Genomic DNA, 15,863 nt, shown 5'->3' with positions numbered 1-15,863 from the left:
TTACCGGCCCGCGTAGCCACCCGAACCGCAGATGGTCGAGTCGTTGATGTCGAGGAAGTTGCCGCTCGAGTTGCTCAGGAAGTTCGCGGAAATCGCGGTCTGGAAGCTCGACGGAACGGTGTCGAAGCCGTTGCCGTGCACGACCGACGCGTAGCTCGCGTTCGTGTAGTGGTTGTTGAGGAAGTCGTGGATCGCCGTAGCCGCGGCGCCGTTCGCATAGCACTGGCTCAGGATGATCTGGCTCGTGCCGGAGACCGGATAACCGGATGCAGGGTTCGCCAATGCGGTATACGCCGAGCCCGACACCGGCACCCAGTTGGTCGGATCGCTGGCGGCAATGCCCGAAGGCGGAGCGATCGTGCCGAGCGCCGTCTTGGCGTTCGTATACGTCGGGGCGTAGTACGCCTTGGCCGCCGTGTTGTACAGGCTCGCGATCGGCAGTTGCAGCGCGCCCGACGACGTGACGACCGAGCTTTGCGACGCGAGGAACGTGTTCGTGTAGTCCGGGCTCAGATACGCGACGGCGGCCGTACCGGCAGCCGACAACGACGCGAGCGAAGCGCGCACGCCGCCGCTGCCCGACGCCGCGACGAAGTTCGCCGGCACGCCGGACGGGAATGCGACCGTGTTCGCGAACGTCAGCGAATCGACGAACGACACGCCGGTCTTGGTATTGGCCGTCGTGCAAACCGCGTGCAGATGGCGGGTCAGCAGTTCGGTCGTGCCGCTGCCGTCCGCACGGTAGACGACCGAGATCGCCTTGTTCAGCGGATAGGCCGAGCCGGTTTCCGGGTTGGTGACCTGGTTCCAGTTCGTCAGCTTGCCCGAGAAGATGCCGCACAGGTCGTCGTCGTTCAGCGCGACGCTGTGCGCCTGACCCGGCGTCGTTTGCGGCGTCGTCGTGCTCGTCACGGCAGGGCCGTTGACGACCGGCACCGTGATGGCCGTCACGATGTACGGGATCTGGATCAGCGGGCCGTTGCTGGTGCCGAGGCCCGTGTTGTTGTACGCGCTGACCTGAGCGGTCGTGAGCGCGGCATCGCTGTTGGCGAAATGCACCGTGCCGGTCACGCCCGAGCCGAAGAAGGTCGGCTGGTTGTTCAGGAACGCGTTCTGGCCGGCGCCCGAGCCGACCGAGTAGTACGTGAACGTGCCTTCGGACGTGCCGAACAGGCCGATTTCGCCGGACGCCGGCGACACGGCGCCGATCGTCGGTGCGACGAGCGACGAGCCGCCGCCCTGAAGCACCGGGCCGGCGGCCATCGCCACCGATGCGCCCATGCCCGCGACGACGAGAGCCAGGACCTGACAGATCTTGCGCTTGCTGGATTTCATGAGAAATTTCCTTGGACGAAGATAAACGGGAACCCCTGCTACTGCGGTTGGAATACTTGTGGACCGCCGGGTAAATGTAGGTGTAAATCGAAAATGTCCGTGTGAATTTTTCATAACGAATGATGCGTAACATTTTGAGCGAATACGGCTTTTCGTTACTGGAATTGGCGATGCGGTTATTTCGCCTGCGTTCGCTGCGGACCGGCGTCCCGGATGTTGGGCATCGCATCGACGCATCGTCGCAATGCTCGCCCGGGCGCCGCGCTTGCGCCGAGCCGGCGCACTGCAAAGCGCTAACCCAATGCCAAGTCGGTTTCATGTCGAATGGTGCGTAACATTTCACGCGTCGTCGCTTGAACGACGTTTTCGTCGGCGTATTTAAATCGGCGAAACGTATTGAATCGAGTATTCGATCTGCATTATAAGAGCGAGTGATTTAAAGATTCGGAGATTAAGGTGCGTGTTATGAAATCGTTTTTTTGTGAGGCGAGTTGAATCATATCGGCCGATAATCGGCCGCGATCAAAAAGGTAGCCCAACATCCGTCACAAATTTGCGCCGGTTCGCGCCTTAGTCTTGCGCGGGCGACGCGATCCGCCTTGCCGTCTCAAGTCATCGCGGGCGGTCGCGTACGTGACAGGAGAATCCCGGCATGTCGGCATTCCGCTACGAAGCGATCGATCCCACCGGCCGCACGCTGAAGGGCGTGCTCGAAGCCGACAGCGCGCGCGCCGGCCGCAGCCAGTTGCGCACGCAAGGCCTCACCCCGCTCGTCGTCGAACTGGCCGCGCAACGTCTGAACGGTGCGCGTCAGCGGCGTCTGTCGCTCGGCCGCAAGCTGTCGCAGCGCGAACAGGCGATCATCACGCGCCAGCTCGCGAGCCTGCTCGTCGCGGGGCTGCCGCTCGACGAATCGCTGTCGGTGCTGAGCGAGCAGGCGGAGCGCGAATACGTGCGCGAACTGATGGCGTCGATCCGCGCGGAAGTGGTCGGCGGGCATTCGTTCGCGAATGCGTTGACGCAGCATCCGCGCGACTTCCCCGACATCTACCGCGCGCTGGTCGCGGCCGGCGAACACACCGGCAAGCTCGGCGTCGTGCTGGCGCGGCTCGCCGACTACATCGAGCAGAGCAACGCGCTGAAACAAAAGATCCTGCTGGCCTTCACGTATCCGGGCATCGTCACGCTGATCGCGTTCGGCATCGTCACGTTCCTGCTGAGCTACGTGGTGCCGCAGGTGGCGAACGTGTTCACCAGCACGAAGCAGCAGCTGCCGACGCTGACGGTCGTGATGATGGCGCTGTCCGGTTTCGTGCGGCACTGGTGGTGGGCGTCGCTCGCGGCGACGGTCGCGATCGTCTATGCGATCCACAAGGTGCTGTCGCGGGATGCGCCGCGCCTCAGGTTCGACACGTGGGTGCTGACCGCGCCGCTCGCCGGCAAGCTCGTGCGCGGCTACAACACGGTGCGCTTCGCGAGCACGCTCGGCATTCTGACGGCGGCCGGCGTGCCGATCCTGCGCGCGTTGCAGGCGGCCGGCGAGACGCTGTCGAACCGCGCGATGCGCGCGAACGTCGACGATGCGATCGTGCGCGTGCGCGAAGGCTCGGCGCTGTCGCGCGCGCTGGCCCATACGAAGACGTTTCCGCCGGTGCTCGTGCACCTGATCCGCTCGGGCGAAGCGACCGGCGACGTGACGACGATGCTCGATCGCGCATCCGAAGGCGAGTCACGCGAGCTGGAGCGCCGCACGATGTTTCTGACGAGCCTGCTCGAACCGCTGCTGATCCTCGCGATGGGCGGCGTGGTGCTCGTGATCGTGCTGGCGGTGATGATGCCGATCATCGAGCTGAACAACATGGTGCAGTGATGGGCGTGTCAGCGCACGAACGCGTCGGCGTGCCCGGCCGCGGGCAGCGTGATCTCGCGGCGCAGCCCGTTGCGCTCGACGACGATCGAACGCGCGCGCACGTCGGCGAGCGTCGCGGTTGCGCCGATCGGCGCGCCGCGCGACACGACGCGGGCCGCGTCGCCGCCGACGCCGACGATCGCGGCCGCGCGGCGTGCGTCGAATGCGATCACGCCGAGCACCCGGACCGCATCGCGCCCGTCATCGGGCGGCGCGCCGAACAGCCGTGCGCCGGCCGTGACGTCGGGCGGTGCGGGCAGCATCGGCGCGGCAACCGGCGCTGCGGTCGTGCCGAGCACGCGTACCGCATACAGCGATACGGCGACGAGCGCGGCCGCGGCGGCCAGCGTCGCGACGACGGCGACGGGATCCGCGCGGGACGCGACGGTGTGGAGCAGCGTGAGCGGTTTCATGGCGATCGGGCGGTTCGGGCGACGCTTTCCATTCTTTGACGCAACGGTGAATCCACGATGACGCGGCACGAAAACCCACGAACCACGGACGCGCGGCGGCCGCGCGCAGGCACGCAACGCGGCTTCACGTTGCTCGAGATGCTGGTCGTGCTCGTGATCGTCGGGCTGCTGGTCGCGGTCGTCACGCTCACGCCGTCGCGCAATCGCCGTACCGATCTCGCCGAGGAAGCGCAGCGGCTCGCGAACCTGCTCGAATCGGCGGGCGACGACGCGCAGGTGCGCTCGATACCGATCGCATGGCAAGCGGTCGGCGGCGGCTACCGGTTCGTCCAGCGCACCGACGGCGGTGGCTGGGCGCCGATGACGGACGACCTGTATCGCGCGCGCCGCTGGGGCGCCGCGGTGACCGGCGTCACCGTACGCTACACCGGCGGCGGCGACGCACCGTCGCCGGTCGTGCTCGGCAACGAGGGCATCGACGTGCCCGTCACGATCACGCTGTGGTCCGGCGACGTGCGGATGGCGGTGGTCGGCACCGGTATCGGCAACTTCGTCGTGCGCCGGCCGTGAGCGATGCGGCGCATGAGGCGGGCCGGTTTCGCGCGACCGCACGCTTCACCTGGCTGTCACAGTGGCCGCTCACAATCTGACGTTCGCTCGCGACGGTACGGCTGTCGGCGGGATGCGTTCCGGCACGCGGCGTGCAACTCCACTTCCGACCAGGGATTCATGACTCGTTCACGGGCGCCGACCGGTGTCGTGGCGCTCGTCGCGTGGCTCGTGTTCGTCGTGCCGTGCCTGCGCGGCGCGCTCGCGCAGGAGGCGGGTGTCGCGGGCCGCCCGCCGGGCAGCGTCGCGCACTTCGCGCTGCGCGCGCAGCCGCTCGCGAAGGCGCTGCAGGATTTCGCGCGCTTGACCGAGCTGCTCGTGCTCGCGCCGGCGCCGCTGCTCGACGGCCGCACGAGCGCACCGGTGCAGGGGGACTTCGCACCGCGCGACGCGCTCGAGCGGATGCTGGCAGGAACGGGGTTGCGCGCGGAATTCGCTCGCCCCGACGAAGCGATCATCGTCGCGCAGCCGGCCGCCGATGCGGCGCCGTCCGCGGCCGACGCATCGGACGCCGCGCTGCCGATCGACGGGATAGGCGAATCGGGCGAGCGGCGTGCGTTCGCGGGCATGCTGCAGGCGCATCTGATCGATGCGCTGTGCGCGCAGCCCGCGGCCGTGCCGGGCAGCTATCGACTCGTCGCGCAGGTGCGCATCGACAACAGGGGGACGGTGGTGGCAGTCAACATGGTGGCATCGAGCGGTTCGGCCGCCCGCGACGCGGCGGTGCTGCACGCGTTGCGCGCGCTGAAGCTGGACGATGCGCCGCCGGCCGACCTGCCGCAGCCGGTCACGATCCTGCTGCGGCCGGAAGGCAACGGCGTGCATTTTCGTTGTCCGCCGGCGGCGTCGCGAGGCTAGGGCGACATGTCCGATACGTCAGATACGTCCGACACCACGCGCGGCGGCCTCCGGAAGCTGCTGGCGGCGCGCTACGCGTACCTGGTCAGGCGTCTGGAGCGCGTGACCGGCTCGAAGGACGGCGCGACCGACGCGCTGCACGAGACCTGGCTGCGCCTCGAGAACGCCAACGTGTCGACGCAGGTGACGAACGCGGACGCCTACATCCTCGGGATGGCGAACAATGTCGCGATCGACCAGCATCGCCGCGAGCGCCGCCATCTGCACGACGACGACGTCGAAACGCTGCTCGAGACGCCCGACGAGCTGGCCGACCCGGAGCGCATCGTTGCGGCGCGCCGCAAGGTCGACACGCTGAAGGACGTGCTGCTCGGCCTGCCGCCGCGGCGCCGTGCGATCCTGCTGGCCGCGCGCGTGGACGGGCTGCTGAACCGCGAGATCGCCGAGCAGTTCGGCATCTCGTTGCGGCTCGTCGAAAGCGAACTGAGCGCGGCGATGAAGTACTGCCTGCAACGCATGCAGGAAGACGGCGATTCGTACACGGGCTCGCGAGGCGGGCCGCGTAAATTTTGAGTACCCGGATGATGACGAAAGCCCAGGCAGAACCCGCCCACGACGCCCTCGACGAAGCGAGCGCGTGGCTGCTGCGTCTGCGCTCGGGCGAAGCGAGCCAGGCCGACGCCGACGCGTTCGAGCGCTGGTGCGCGCAGCGTCCGCAGGCGGCCGCGCTGCTGCGCGACACGTGGGGATCGTTGCGCACGGCGGCCGCCGAACTCGCGCAGGAAGAACGCACGAACGCCGCGTGGGCCAGCGTCGCGAAGCGCGAGCGCACGATGCGCACGGGCCGCCGCGCGTTCATCGGCTTCGCGGTAGCCGCGGGCGCGTCGTGGCTCGCGGTGCGCCCGCCGCTGCAGCTGTGGCCGTCGCTCGGCGACCTGACCGCCGATTACCACACGGGCACCGGCGAGCAGCGCAGCGTCGCGCTGTCGTCGCGCGTGACGGTCGCGCTCAACACGCAGACGCGCATCGACATGCTGCCCGCGAGCGATGCCGCGCACGGTGTCGAAGTCGTCGCGGGCGAGGCGGAGATCGACGCGGCCACGCCGCTCGCCGGCCGCGCGACGCCGCTCCAGCCGGTGACCGTGGTCGCCGGCGACGGCCGCATGCAGGCTACCGTCGCGCGCTTCAACGTGCGGCGCACCGGTGCGCAGGTGTGCGTGACGTGCCTGTCCGGCACGGTCGCGCTCGCGCATCCGCGCGGCGCGCGCACGCTGAAGGCCGACGATCAGGTGGTCTACGACGATCGCGGCGTGCAGCCCGTAACGCGCGCCGATCCGGGCGCGATCAGCGCGTGGCGGCGCGGCATGCTGGTGTTCAACGACGTGCCGCTGTCGAGCGTCATCGACGAAATCAACCGCTATCGTCCCGGCCGGGTCGTGCTGCGGCGCACCGCGCTCGGCGCCAACCGGATGCAGGCGCAGTTTCCGATCGCGCGGCTCGACGACGTGATCGACATGGTCGGCCGCCTGTACGGCGCGCACATCACGCGCCTGCCCGGCAACATCGTGTTGCTGAGCTGACCGGCGCGTTCTTCGCCTTCTTTCTCCTTCCTCTGCCGCAACGGGCGGCGCGCTCGCGCTGCCGCGCGCGCGTTGCGGGTTACCGTCGTCCGATACGACCTGATCAATGAGGGCCGGCAAACGTCGGGCCGCCGTATGCGGCTGCCCGGTGGCGCGTGGTCGGATCCGGGGCGTGGATGGCGGGCGCCCCGGCCGTGCAGCGATGCGCGGCGCGGGGGATCGGTGTCGAGGCAGCTTCGGGCGGTGGCGTGATGATCGACGAATCGCAACGGGATGCGGATTCCGGCGCCGCGCACGCGCGCGCCGACGCGATCCGCGAAGGCGCGGTGCGCTGGCTGCTGTGGCTGCGCACCGGCGAGACCACGGAACACGAACTCGACGCGTTCCGGCGCTGGCGCGCGCAGAGCGACGAGCATGCGCGCACCGTGCGCGAGCTGATCTGGATGTGGGCCGTGCTCGCGGCGATCGGCGGCCCGGAGCGGGGCGGCTCGACGCGTACGCATTGAGCGCCCGGTCCACGCGGCATGCCGGGCCGCGGCGGAATCGTTTTCGTCTGCGCGGCAGCGCGTCGTGCGCGAAATTCTGCGGGTTAGGCGCGCCCGCTTCGACCTTGTATACGAGAGAGCGAGGGGGCCGTGAAGCGGGACCGGAGGCCGATGCGGGCCTGCGGATCGCCGCCGCGTGGGGCGTGGGGTGTGGCGCAGTGAGCGGCCGGCCGCGGGCAGTCGTACGTGCCACGCCGCGCGGCGTCTAGCCGATCGTCCACGTCGCGTGGCGGTTCACACAGAAACGGGAAGCGTTCGAACAACGGGCGGATTCTTGCAGAGCAACGATATGGTCGACCATCCATTGCAGCAGCTCGCCGCCGTGCCGGACCTGCGCCGGGCGCCAGTCAGGCATCGTCGCGACGTGCGCGTAAGTAAAGTGCGCGTCACCGCGTGCGTCGATGGCGAACCGCGCGCCGCGACGGCAGGCGGCGGTGCGCGTTCGGTCGCTCGCGAGGCGGCTGCTGCGGCCCGGCAACGGCGAGCGTGCCGGGGCGAACGATACGGAGCGGCCCGATGACGCGCGCGGTGGTCGAACGCTTCGTCGAACAGAGCCCGATGGCGATCATGACGCGGCTCATGCTGCAATGCGCGCTGCACGACGACTGGCCCGATACGCGCGACGATGCAGGCGGCGAGCCCGACGACGAGCCGATCCGCGAGGCGCTGTTCGCGCGCGCGGTCGATGCGATCGCGGCGATCGCCGCACGGGCGCGCACGCGATCCGATGCGGGCGGCAGCGCATCGACCGGCGGCGCCGCGGTCGCCGCGCTGCACGACGCGATGAGCCGGCTGCGCGCCGGCTGGGGGCGTGCGCTCGTGAAGGACAGCGCGGAGCTGCTGCAGCCGATCGCGGCGGTGCGCGCGGACGAGCGCGGATTCGAGGGGATGCGGCTGCGCGTGCTCGAGGACGCGGACGACGGATGGATGGCCGCGCCGGATGCCGGCGATGGCGGTCGGCCGCGCGACGCTGCTGCGCGCGAACGCGCGCCCGACACCGGCGCGCGCGTGCTGCCCGTCTACGATCCCGATCTCGGGTTGATCGTCGATCTGCTGCCGGTCGAACGCGGCCGGCAGAACGCGCGCGCGTTCGTCGCCGCGCTGCTCGAGACGGTGCGGCCCGGCGAGCTGTGGATCGTCGACGGAGGCTTCGATGCGGATGCGATCCTGTCGGGCTGGCCGCGCCGCGGCGGCGCGTTGATCTTGCGCGAACATGGGCGCGCAAGCGGATGCCGGCCGCTCGGTGCGTGGCGCGAGGCCGGCGCATGCGGCGACGGCCTTGTGTACGAGCAGCCGGTCGCGATGGCGGGCGACGACGATGCGGCCGGTGCGTTGCGCCGCATCGAATGGCGTCGCGCGCGGGCGGACGGCGAGCTTGCGGGGACGACCACGCTGTTGACGGACTTGTCGCCCGCCCGGTTCGATGCGGTGCAGATCGTGCAGCTGTCGCGCCGACGCTGGCGCGACGCGCTGCCGTTGCCGCTCGAGCCGGTACGGGAAGGTGCGCCGTTCGGCGACGCGCCGGCGCGCGCGTCGCTGCTCGCGTGCGGTATCGCGGCGCTCGCGTACAACGCGTTCAGCATGATGACCCAGGTGATCGGCGCGGCGCTCGACCTCGACGCGCGCAACGCCGAGCGTCTTCCTGCGCATATCGCCGACGGCGTCACCGCGGTCTACGCGGGGATGATGGTCGCGCTGCCGCCCGACTGGTGGCGCCGCTACGACCAGCTGCCCGCGACCACGCTCGGCCAGATCGTGCGGCTGCTCGCCGTGCATGTCGATCCGCGCAGCGAGCGGCGCAAACGGCGCGACCGGCTGTCCGCGAAATCGCAGGCGCTGCTGCGCGCGGCGACGCTCGAACGGCTGCTGCACGACGACGGCGACGATACGGCCGCGAACGTGTTCAGCCTGCGCACGATCGCGATGGGGACGCGCGACTTCAGCAGCAATCCGTCGAAGGCGCTGCGGCATGCGGGCGATGCGCTCGTGATGGTCACGAAATACAACCGGCCGATCGCGCTGCTCGTGTCGATCGACGACTGGAACCGCCTGCTCGGCGAAGTGCGGGAGACGAGCCTCACGCGCTTGACGTTCGAGTGTGCGATGGCCCCGCAAGCGGCGCGCACGGTCGGGTTGACCGAGTCGTCGCCCGTCTAGCGCGGCGGCGCCTGCGCAACCAGCGCGGCCCGCTTCAACTCGTGAGCCGCCGCACCCAGATCACCGATGTCCACGTGAAGTTGCCGCTGCCGTAGCGCGCGATCAGCGTGTCGACGCGTGCGTTGATCCGCGCCGAATGCACGCGGCAATGCACGATGAAGTAGCCGCTGGTGACGCCCACGGCCGCGCCGTCGGGCAGCGTCGCGTTGCCGCCCGGCGCGGGCAGCAGATATTCGGCGATGTCGCCGGTGCTGACGAAGTACGCGGTGGCGCGCCGGTCGACGAGCCGCTTTGCCTGGCTTGCCGACAGGGTCGGAATCGCCGCGACGAGCACCGGCTCGGCCGCCGTGTTCGCATTCACCATCGTCAGGTCGGGCAGCACCGTCACGAACGGTGCGAGCGCATCGATCGCACGTGCGTCGTAGCCGGGAATGCGGGCGAGATCGTCGACGCTCACGAGTTGCAGCGGCCAGCCGTCGGGGCCGTTCGTGTCGCGCAGCGAGCGCAGCATGTAGTCGGCCGTCGCTTGCGCGAGCGCGGCGTCGAGCCCGAGTGCGCCGAGCAGGCGCCGATACGCGAGCACGCCTTCCGCGTTGGCCTGCCACGGCTTGCCCGGCGCGACGCGCGACACGAGGTTCAGCAGGTTGAAGCGCGCCTGCGCGTCCTCGACGTTGCCGGCGATCGACGCGCGCGCAAGCTCTGCATTGACCGCGATCGCATCCGGCGGCAGCAGGTCGGACAGCCGCACGTCGGCGAACGGCGTCGACCACGGCTGGCCGACGAAGGTGACGTTCGACGTCGCGTTCTGCGCGCGCAGCAGCGCACGCGCCCATTCGACCGCGGCGCGCTCGACCCACATCGTTTGCGTCGCGAGCCGCTGGTTCTCGACGTCGCGCGTCGCCACCTGCTGGCGCCACAGCACGCTGGCCGCGAGTGTCGCCGCCAGCGCGACGACCAGCAGCACCGTCACGATCGCGATGCCGCGCGCGCGCGGCGCGCGTGTTGCACAGGATCTTCCGTATCGATGCATTCGCGTGCCCCCGTTATGTGGTCGCAGCCGCGTTCAGATCCTGATTCAGGCCTCGAACGCCAGCCATGCGTGAGCGATGCTCGCATGCGCAGATGACGTGACGCCGAACGTCGCCGCAAGCGCCGCGACCCAGCATGCGAGCGTCGCGGGGCGCAGGTCGCCGCCGTCGACGGCGAGCGGCCCGACCAGCGCCGCGATCGCATGCGAGCGCCACATCAGCAGCACGAACAGCGTGCAGCCGATCGCCGTCGCAACGAAGAACATGAACAGCGCGACCGTCGAGCGGCGCGTGAACGGCATGCGGTGATGGCGCTGATTCGCCGCGACGATCGCGATGCCGTTCGCGACGGGCACGATCGCGATGGCGAATGCCCAGAACAGCGGCTGGTCGCTCGACGCGTTGACCAGCAGCAGCGCGCCGATCGACCAGACCGGCGGTGCGAGCAGCGTCAATGCGCACCATGACAGCAGTTGCCACGCGAGCCACGGCGCCCGCCAGCGCAACGGACGCGACGGACGCGGCGGCACGGTGCTGCGGGCGACGGCCGCGCGCTGCGGGTTCGGCGGTGCGGCCACGCCGGCGATTCGACCGGCGAGCCAGCGCACGAGCATCGTGGCGAATGACATGAAACGGACCCTTCGTCGGCGTGTTGTTCTCATTTGATTAAGACGGATCGGGGCGCGCGATACCGCAGCCTTTCACGATGCGTGCGCGATCGCCGTCGCTCTGGTGGATATCTTCAGCTCAATGTCACAAAAACTTCCCGATAGCATCAGACGATGGTCGGGCTGCCCGCATGGCGCGTCGCGCATCGCGCGATGCCCGTCGGGCGGCGTACGTTTGCCGACGCTGCAAGCAAGTGCAACGCCGTAGAGCCGTGATGGCCACGCAAACGATACGCATACGAAACCGGGGGCCACGCACATTCCTGCACGGCATCCCGCGCGAGCGCGCGGGCTTCCGCCGTGCGCGCATTGCAGGCCGCATGCCGTCGACGCCGCTGCTGGAGCGGCGCCGTCGGCCGCGCGTATTCGCGGGCCGAGCGGCGGCTGCACGTGTTAGGCGTCGCGCCGGCTGCTCGCACAAAAAAGTTTGCGGCAATGCGTACTTCGTTCCGTCTAGGTAGGTGAGAGCGGCAAGCCGGTGCATCGGGCACGCTCGCGACGCGGTCGAATGCGATGCGGCCGCGTCGATGGTTGCGGGTTGTGCGATGACGATTCGTCCTTTCCGATTGACACGGTCGAGGCCGTTCGACAGTGCGACGGCGGCGACACGAACGGCGCCATCGTTCGATGCTACGGCTGCGGGTATCGGAAATCTCGGCAACGCACCGCGCAGTCCACGATAAGGATGGCGAACCAAGCGTCATCAAAGTGAAACAGGCATTTGATAACGGAGCGGGCGGCGCATGCAGCACGGCCGGTCCGGGAATCGGAACCACATAGGGGAATGGCGCATGCCGCCGAGAGTAGACCGCAAGTCACGCGAACGATGGCGGCTGAGATGCCGATGCCTGGCCGGCGCCGTATTGGCCGGCGGCCTGTGCGGCGCACCGGGCGTGCGCGCACAGCAAGCCGCCGCGGCGCCGGCCGCGAGCGCCGCCGCGCCGCAAGCGCCGGCGCCGCAGACGTTCGACGTCAACGCATTCGTCGTGCGCGGCAACACGACGTTGCCCGCGCTCGAGATCGAGAAGGCCGTCTATCCGTTCGAAGGGCCGGGCCGCACGCTGGCCGACGTGAACGGCGCGCGCGATGCGCTGCAGAAGGTCTATCAGGATCGCGGCTATCAGTCGGTCGTCGTCGAGTTGCCGCAGCAGCAGGTGAAGAACGGCGTGATCCTGCTGCAGGTGACCGAGGCGAAGGTCGGCCGGCTGCGCGTCGAAGGTGCGCGATACGACTCGCCGCAGAACATCCGCGACGCGGTGCCCGCGCTCGCCGAAGGCAAGGTGCCCGACTTCAACCAGGCGCAGCAGCAGCTCACGGGCCTGAACCGCTCGGCGGACCGGCAGGTGATTCCGGTGCTCAAGCCGGGCACGATGCCGCAGACGGTCGACGTGGATCTCAAGGTCGACGATCACAGCCCGCTGCACGGCACGCTCGAACTGAACAACGACAACAGCCCCGGCACGTCCGCGCTGCGCACGAGTGCGAGCCTCAGCTACTCGAACCTCTGGCAGCTCGGCCACGTGATCTCCGGCACCTACGTGATCGCGCCGCAGCATCCGAACGATGCGCGCGTCTATGCGTTTTCGTATCTCGCGCCGATCAGGGACACGCGCTGGAGCTTCCTCGCGACCGTCGTGCATTCGGACAGCAACGTCGCGTCGGTCGGCGGCACCAACGTGCTCGGCAAGGGCACGACGTACGGCTTCACCGCGATTTATGCGCTGCCCGGATCCGAAACCTACGCGCACACGGTCAGCATCGAGATCGACCGCAAGCATTACGACGAGAACGTGAGCGTGGTCGGCCAGACCTCCACCGCGCCGCTGACCTATGTGCCGGTGACGTTCTCGTACAGCGGCCAGCTGAGCCTGACGAACTCGCAGACGTCGTTCTCCGCGTCGCTGACGACCAACATCCGCGGCCTCGGCAGCGACTGGGGTGCCTGGGACAACAAGCGCTACAACGCGACGCCGGATTTCGTGTACGGCAAGTTCGACGTCAACCATACGCAGCGCTTCGCGAACGACATGCAGGCCAACGCGCACGTGAGCGCGCAGCTGTCGAACTCGCCGCTCGTGTCGAGCGAGCAGTTCGCCGCGGGCGGGATGAACAGCGTGCGCGGCTACATGCAGGCCGAAGACACCGCGGACAGCGGCGTGATCGCGTCGCTCGAGCTGCGCAGCCCGTCGCTGTCGAAGTGGCTCGGCGGCGCGGTCGGCAGCCGCGTGAACGAGTGGCGCTTCCACGCATTTTTCGACGCCGCGCATCTGTGGCTGCTGAGCCCGCTGCCGGAGCAGACGTCGCGCTTCAACCTGATGAGCGTCGGCGTCGGCACGCGGCTGCAGCTGATGAAGTACGCGAGCGCGGATTTCGAGGCCGGATGGCCGCTGAAGGCCGGCGTCTATACGCGGCAGTACAGCCCGCGTTTCGATTTCTACGTACGGCTGGGGTTCTGACGGATTTTTTTTTGACCGTGCCGGGGCGCTGCGGCGAGCGCGGCGCCCGCACATTCGGGGAGTGGATCGTGAAGCGAGTCTTGTTTTTCCTGTTGGCGGCGATGCTCGGCGTGCTGCCCGGCATTGCCAACGCATGGTGGCAGAACGACTGGTCGTACCGGAAGGCGATCACCATCGACGCGAGCCCGAAAGGCGCGAACCTCGCCGAGTCGGCCGGCCGCGTGCCGCTGCTGATTCGCCTGCATTCGGGCAACTTCCAGTTCGACGGGCTGGCCGACAACGGCGCGGACATCCGCTTCGTCGCGGCCGACGACAAGACCCCGCTGAACTACCACGTCGAACAGTACGACCCGGTGCTCGGCGTCGCGCTGATCTGGGTCGACGTGCCGAAGATGCCGGCGGGCGCGGCGGAATCGATCTGGATGTACTACGGCAACAAGAAGGCGCCGGACGGCGGCAAGCCGGCCGACACGTTCGACGCCGACTACACGCTCGTGTACCACTTCAACGGCGCGCCGGGCACGCCGCCGAAGGACGCGACCGCGTACGCGAACAACGCGCAGAACGCGACGTCGCGCGCGATCGAGGACGGCATCGTCGGCAAGGGCGCGCGCTTCGACGGCAATGCATCGCTGACGCTGCCCGCGAGCCCGTCGCTGAACGTGCCGGCCGGCGGCAGCTTCACGTTCAGCGCGTGGGTCAAGCCGGCCGCGCTCGCGCCGAACACGCTGCTGTACGGCCGCCGCGACGGCGCGAACGCGTTGCTGATCGGCCTCGACAACGGCGTGCCGTTCGCGCAGGTCGACGGCGCGGCCGGCAGCGCGGCGCCGGTGCGCACGCCGACTGCGGCGCCGCTCGCCGCGAACCAGTGGGCCTATCTCGCGGTGACCGCCGACGGCAAGAACCTCACCGTCTACGTGAACGGCAAGCAGGCCGCGCAGGTCGCGGCGGTGCTGCCGGCGCTGAACGGCGCAGCGACGGTCGGTGCGGACGCGGCCGGCGCGCCGGCCGGCTTTGCCGCGTACAACGGTGCACTCGACGAGCTGCGGCTGTCGAAGATCGCGCGCACGCCGGCCGCGCTCGCGCTCGATGCGCTCGCGCAGGGCTCGGAATCGAAGCTCGTCGCCTACGGCGCGGACGAGAAGCAGTCGGGCTTCGGCTTCGGCTACTTCGGCGTGATCGTGCAGTCGGTGACGGTGGACGCCTGGGTCGTGATCACGATCCTGCTCGGCATGGCGCTCGTGTCGTGGGTCGTGATGTGGACCAAGGCGCGCTACGTCGGCACCGTCGACAAGGCGAACCAGTACTTCGTGCAGCGCTTTCGCGAAGTGGCCGGCCGTCATCTGGTGGGCCTCGCGCACGTCGACGAGGCGAGCGCCGACGGGCGCCGGCTGTACCAGTCGTCGCTGTACCGCCTCTACAAGGCCGGTGTGCACGAGATCCACAGCCGCGTGGACGGCAACGGCCGCACGGTGATCACCAGCGAATCGATCGAGGCGATTCGCGCGTCGATGGACGCGACGCTCGTGCGCGAGAACCAGCGGCTGTCGAAGTCGATGGTGCTGCTGACCATCGCGATCTCCGGCGGCCCGTTCCTCGGCCTGCTCGGCACGGTGGTCGGCGTGATGATCACGTTCGCCGCGATCGCCGCGGCCGGCGACGTGAACGTGAACGCGATCGCGCCGGGTATCGCGGCCGCGCTGCTCGCGACGGTCACCGGGCTGTTCGTCGCGATTCCCGCGCTGTTCGGCTACAACTACCTGCTGATCCGCAACAAGAACGTGACCGCCAACATGCAGGTGTTCGTCGACGAGTTCGTCACGCGCCTCGCCGAAGCGCACCGCACGCCGGATCACGCGGTGCTGGCCGACTGAACGCACGCAGGAGACCACCATGCAGGTTCAGGACGACGACAAGCCGTACGACGACATCAACATCACGCCGATGCTGGACCTCGCGTACGTGCTGCTGATCATCTTCATCATCATGACCACCGCGTCGGTGCAGGGCATCAAGGTCGATCTGCCGAAGGCGAGCTCGTCCGCGAGCCTCGCGAAGCCCAAGACGAAGGCGATCACCGTGGCCGATTCCGGGCAGATCTTTCTCGACGCGTATCCGGTGACGATGGACGAGCTAGAGAGCCGGCTGCGCACCGAGAAGGCGACCAACCCGGAATTCCCGATCGTGCTCAAGGGCGATGCCGCCGTGCAATACCAGAAGGTGATGGACGTGCTCGACCTGCTGCGCCGCCTCGACCTGTCGCAGGTCGGCCTCGTGACGGGCAAGGCGAAGCAGGGCGGCTGAC

14 protein-coding genes are annotated in these 15,863 nt (G+C 68.9%); 10 read left to right on the top strand and 4 right to left on the bottom strand.

Annotated elements, in window-relative coordinates:
* Complete coding sequence (locus tag WJ35_RS26070) at positions 1–1,335, bottom strand: substrate-binding domain-containing protein (RefSeq protein ID WP_045577856.1); 1,335 nt, start codon at positions 1,333–1,335, stop codon at positions 1–3.
* Positions 1,336–1,987: 652 nt separating this feature from the next.
* Between WJ35_RS26070 and gspF the strand changes: the two genes are divergently transcribed.
* Complete coding sequence (gene gspF / locus WJ35_RS26065; protein WP_014725293.1) at positions 1,988–3,205, top strand: type II secretion system inner membrane protein GspF; 1,218 nt, start codon at positions 1,988–1,990, stop codon at positions 3,203–3,205.
* Between the two features lie 8 nt (positions 3,206–3,213).
* Here the strand turns inward: gspF and WJ35_RS26060 are convergent, their stop codons facing one another.
* Positions 3,214–3,657: a general secretion pathway protein GspC gene (locus WJ35_RS26060; RefSeq protein WP_059463096.1), complete on the bottom strand. Its 444-nt coding sequence runs from the start codon at positions 3,655–3,657 to the stop codon at positions 3,214–3,216.
* Positions 3,658–3,714: 57 nt separating this feature from the next.
* Between WJ35_RS26060 and WJ35_RS26055 the strand changes: the two genes are divergently transcribed.
* From WJ35_RS26055 to WJ35_RS26025, 6 genes are all read left to right on the top strand, one after another.
* On the top strand, positions 3,715–4,227 hold the full coding sequence (locus WJ35_RS26055) for a prepilin-type N-terminal cleavage/methylation domain-containing protein (RefSeq protein ID WP_014725291.1): 513 nt from the start codon (positions 3,715–3,717) through the stop codon (positions 4,225–4,227).
* A 159-nt stretch (positions 4,228–4,386) separates the two neighbouring features.
* Entirely contained in the window at positions 4,387–5,124 is a 738-nt protein-coding gene (locus tag WJ35_RS26050; protein WP_034195242.1) for a secretin and TonB N-terminal domain-containing protein, read from the top strand.
* A gap of 6 nt (positions 5,125–5,130) precedes the next feature.
* The gene (locus WJ35_RS26045; RefSeq protein WP_011882516.1) at positions 5,131–5,697 is read left to right on the top strand and encodes an RNA polymerase sigma factor; all 567 of its coding nucleotides are present in this window, start codon (positions 5,131–5,133) and stop codon (positions 5,695–5,697) included.
* A gap of 8 nt (positions 5,698–5,705) precedes the next feature.
* A complete protein-coding gene (locus tag WJ35_RS26040; RefSeq protein WP_052691538.1) occupies positions 5,706–6,704 on the top strand; it encodes a FecR family protein in 999 nt (332 codons plus the stop codon).
* 251 nt (positions 6,705–6,955) lie between these two features.
* Positions 6,956–7,210 (top strand): FecR/PupR family sigma factor regulator, encoded by a 255-nt coding sequence (locus tag WJ35_RS26035; protein ID WP_059560454.1) that lies wholly within the window; start codon positions 6,956–6,958, stop codon positions 7,208–7,210.
* Between the two features lie 555 nt (positions 7,211–7,765).
* Entirely contained in the window at positions 7,766–9,406 is a 1,641-nt protein-coding gene (locus WJ35_RS26025; RefSeq protein WP_069240333.1) for a type II toxin-antitoxin system Phd/YefM family antitoxin, read from the top strand.
* Positions 9,407–9,440: 34 nt separating this feature from the next.
* Here the strand turns inward: WJ35_RS26025 and gspK are convergent, their stop codons facing one another.
* Both gspK and WJ35_RS26015 read right to left on the bottom strand, forming a co-directional pair.
* Positions 9,441–10,436: a type II secretion system minor pseudopilin GspK gene (gspK, locus tag WJ35_RS26020; protein WP_069240332.1), complete on the bottom strand. Its 996-nt coding sequence runs from the start codon at positions 10,434–10,436 to the stop codon at positions 9,441–9,443.
* 45 nt (positions 10,437–10,481) lie between these two features.
* Positions 10,482–11,063 carry a hypothetical protein gene (locus WJ35_RS26015; RefSeq protein WP_046425334.1) on the bottom strand — a complete coding sequence of 194 codons (582 nt, stop codon included), beginning with the start codon at positions 11,061–11,063 and terminating at the stop codon, positions 10,482–10,484.
* Positions 11,064–11,893: 830 nt separating this feature from the next.
* Here WJ35_RS26015 and WJ35_RS26010 point away from each other — a divergent pair.
* The 3 genes from WJ35_RS26010 to WJ35_RS26000 all read left to right on the top strand — a co-directional run bounded on the left by WJ35_RS26010 (position 11,894) and on the right by WJ35_RS26000 (position 15,862).
* Entirely contained in the window at positions 11,894–13,558 is a 1,665-nt protein-coding gene (locus WJ35_RS26010; protein ID WP_224056195.1) for a ShlB/FhaC/HecB family hemolysin secretion/activation protein, read from the top strand.
* Between the two features lie 68 nt (positions 13,559–13,626).
* Positions 13,627–15,432 carry a DUF2341 domain-containing protein gene (locus WJ35_RS26005; protein ID WP_045578409.1) on the top strand — a complete coding sequence of 602 codons (1,806 nt, stop codon included), beginning with the start codon at positions 13,627–13,629 and terminating at the stop codon, positions 15,430–15,432.
* Positions 15,433–15,451: 19 nt separating this feature from the next.
* Positions 15,452–15,862 carry an ExbD/TolR family protein gene (locus WJ35_RS26000; protein WP_014725280.1) on the top strand — a complete coding sequence of 137 codons (411 nt, stop codon included), beginning with the start codon at positions 15,452–15,454 and terminating at the stop codon, positions 15,860–15,862.
* Position 15,863 lies beyond the last annotated feature (1 nt).

Origin of the sequence: Burkholderia ubonensis, assembly GCF_001718695.1 — a bacterium.
Lineage (GTDB): Bacteria > Pseudomonadota > Gammaproteobacteria > Burkholderiales > Burkholderiaceae > Burkholderia > Burkholderia ubonensis_B.
Note: the sequence above shows the minus strand (reverse complement) of the source record. Positions and strands in the feature narration are given on the sequence as shown.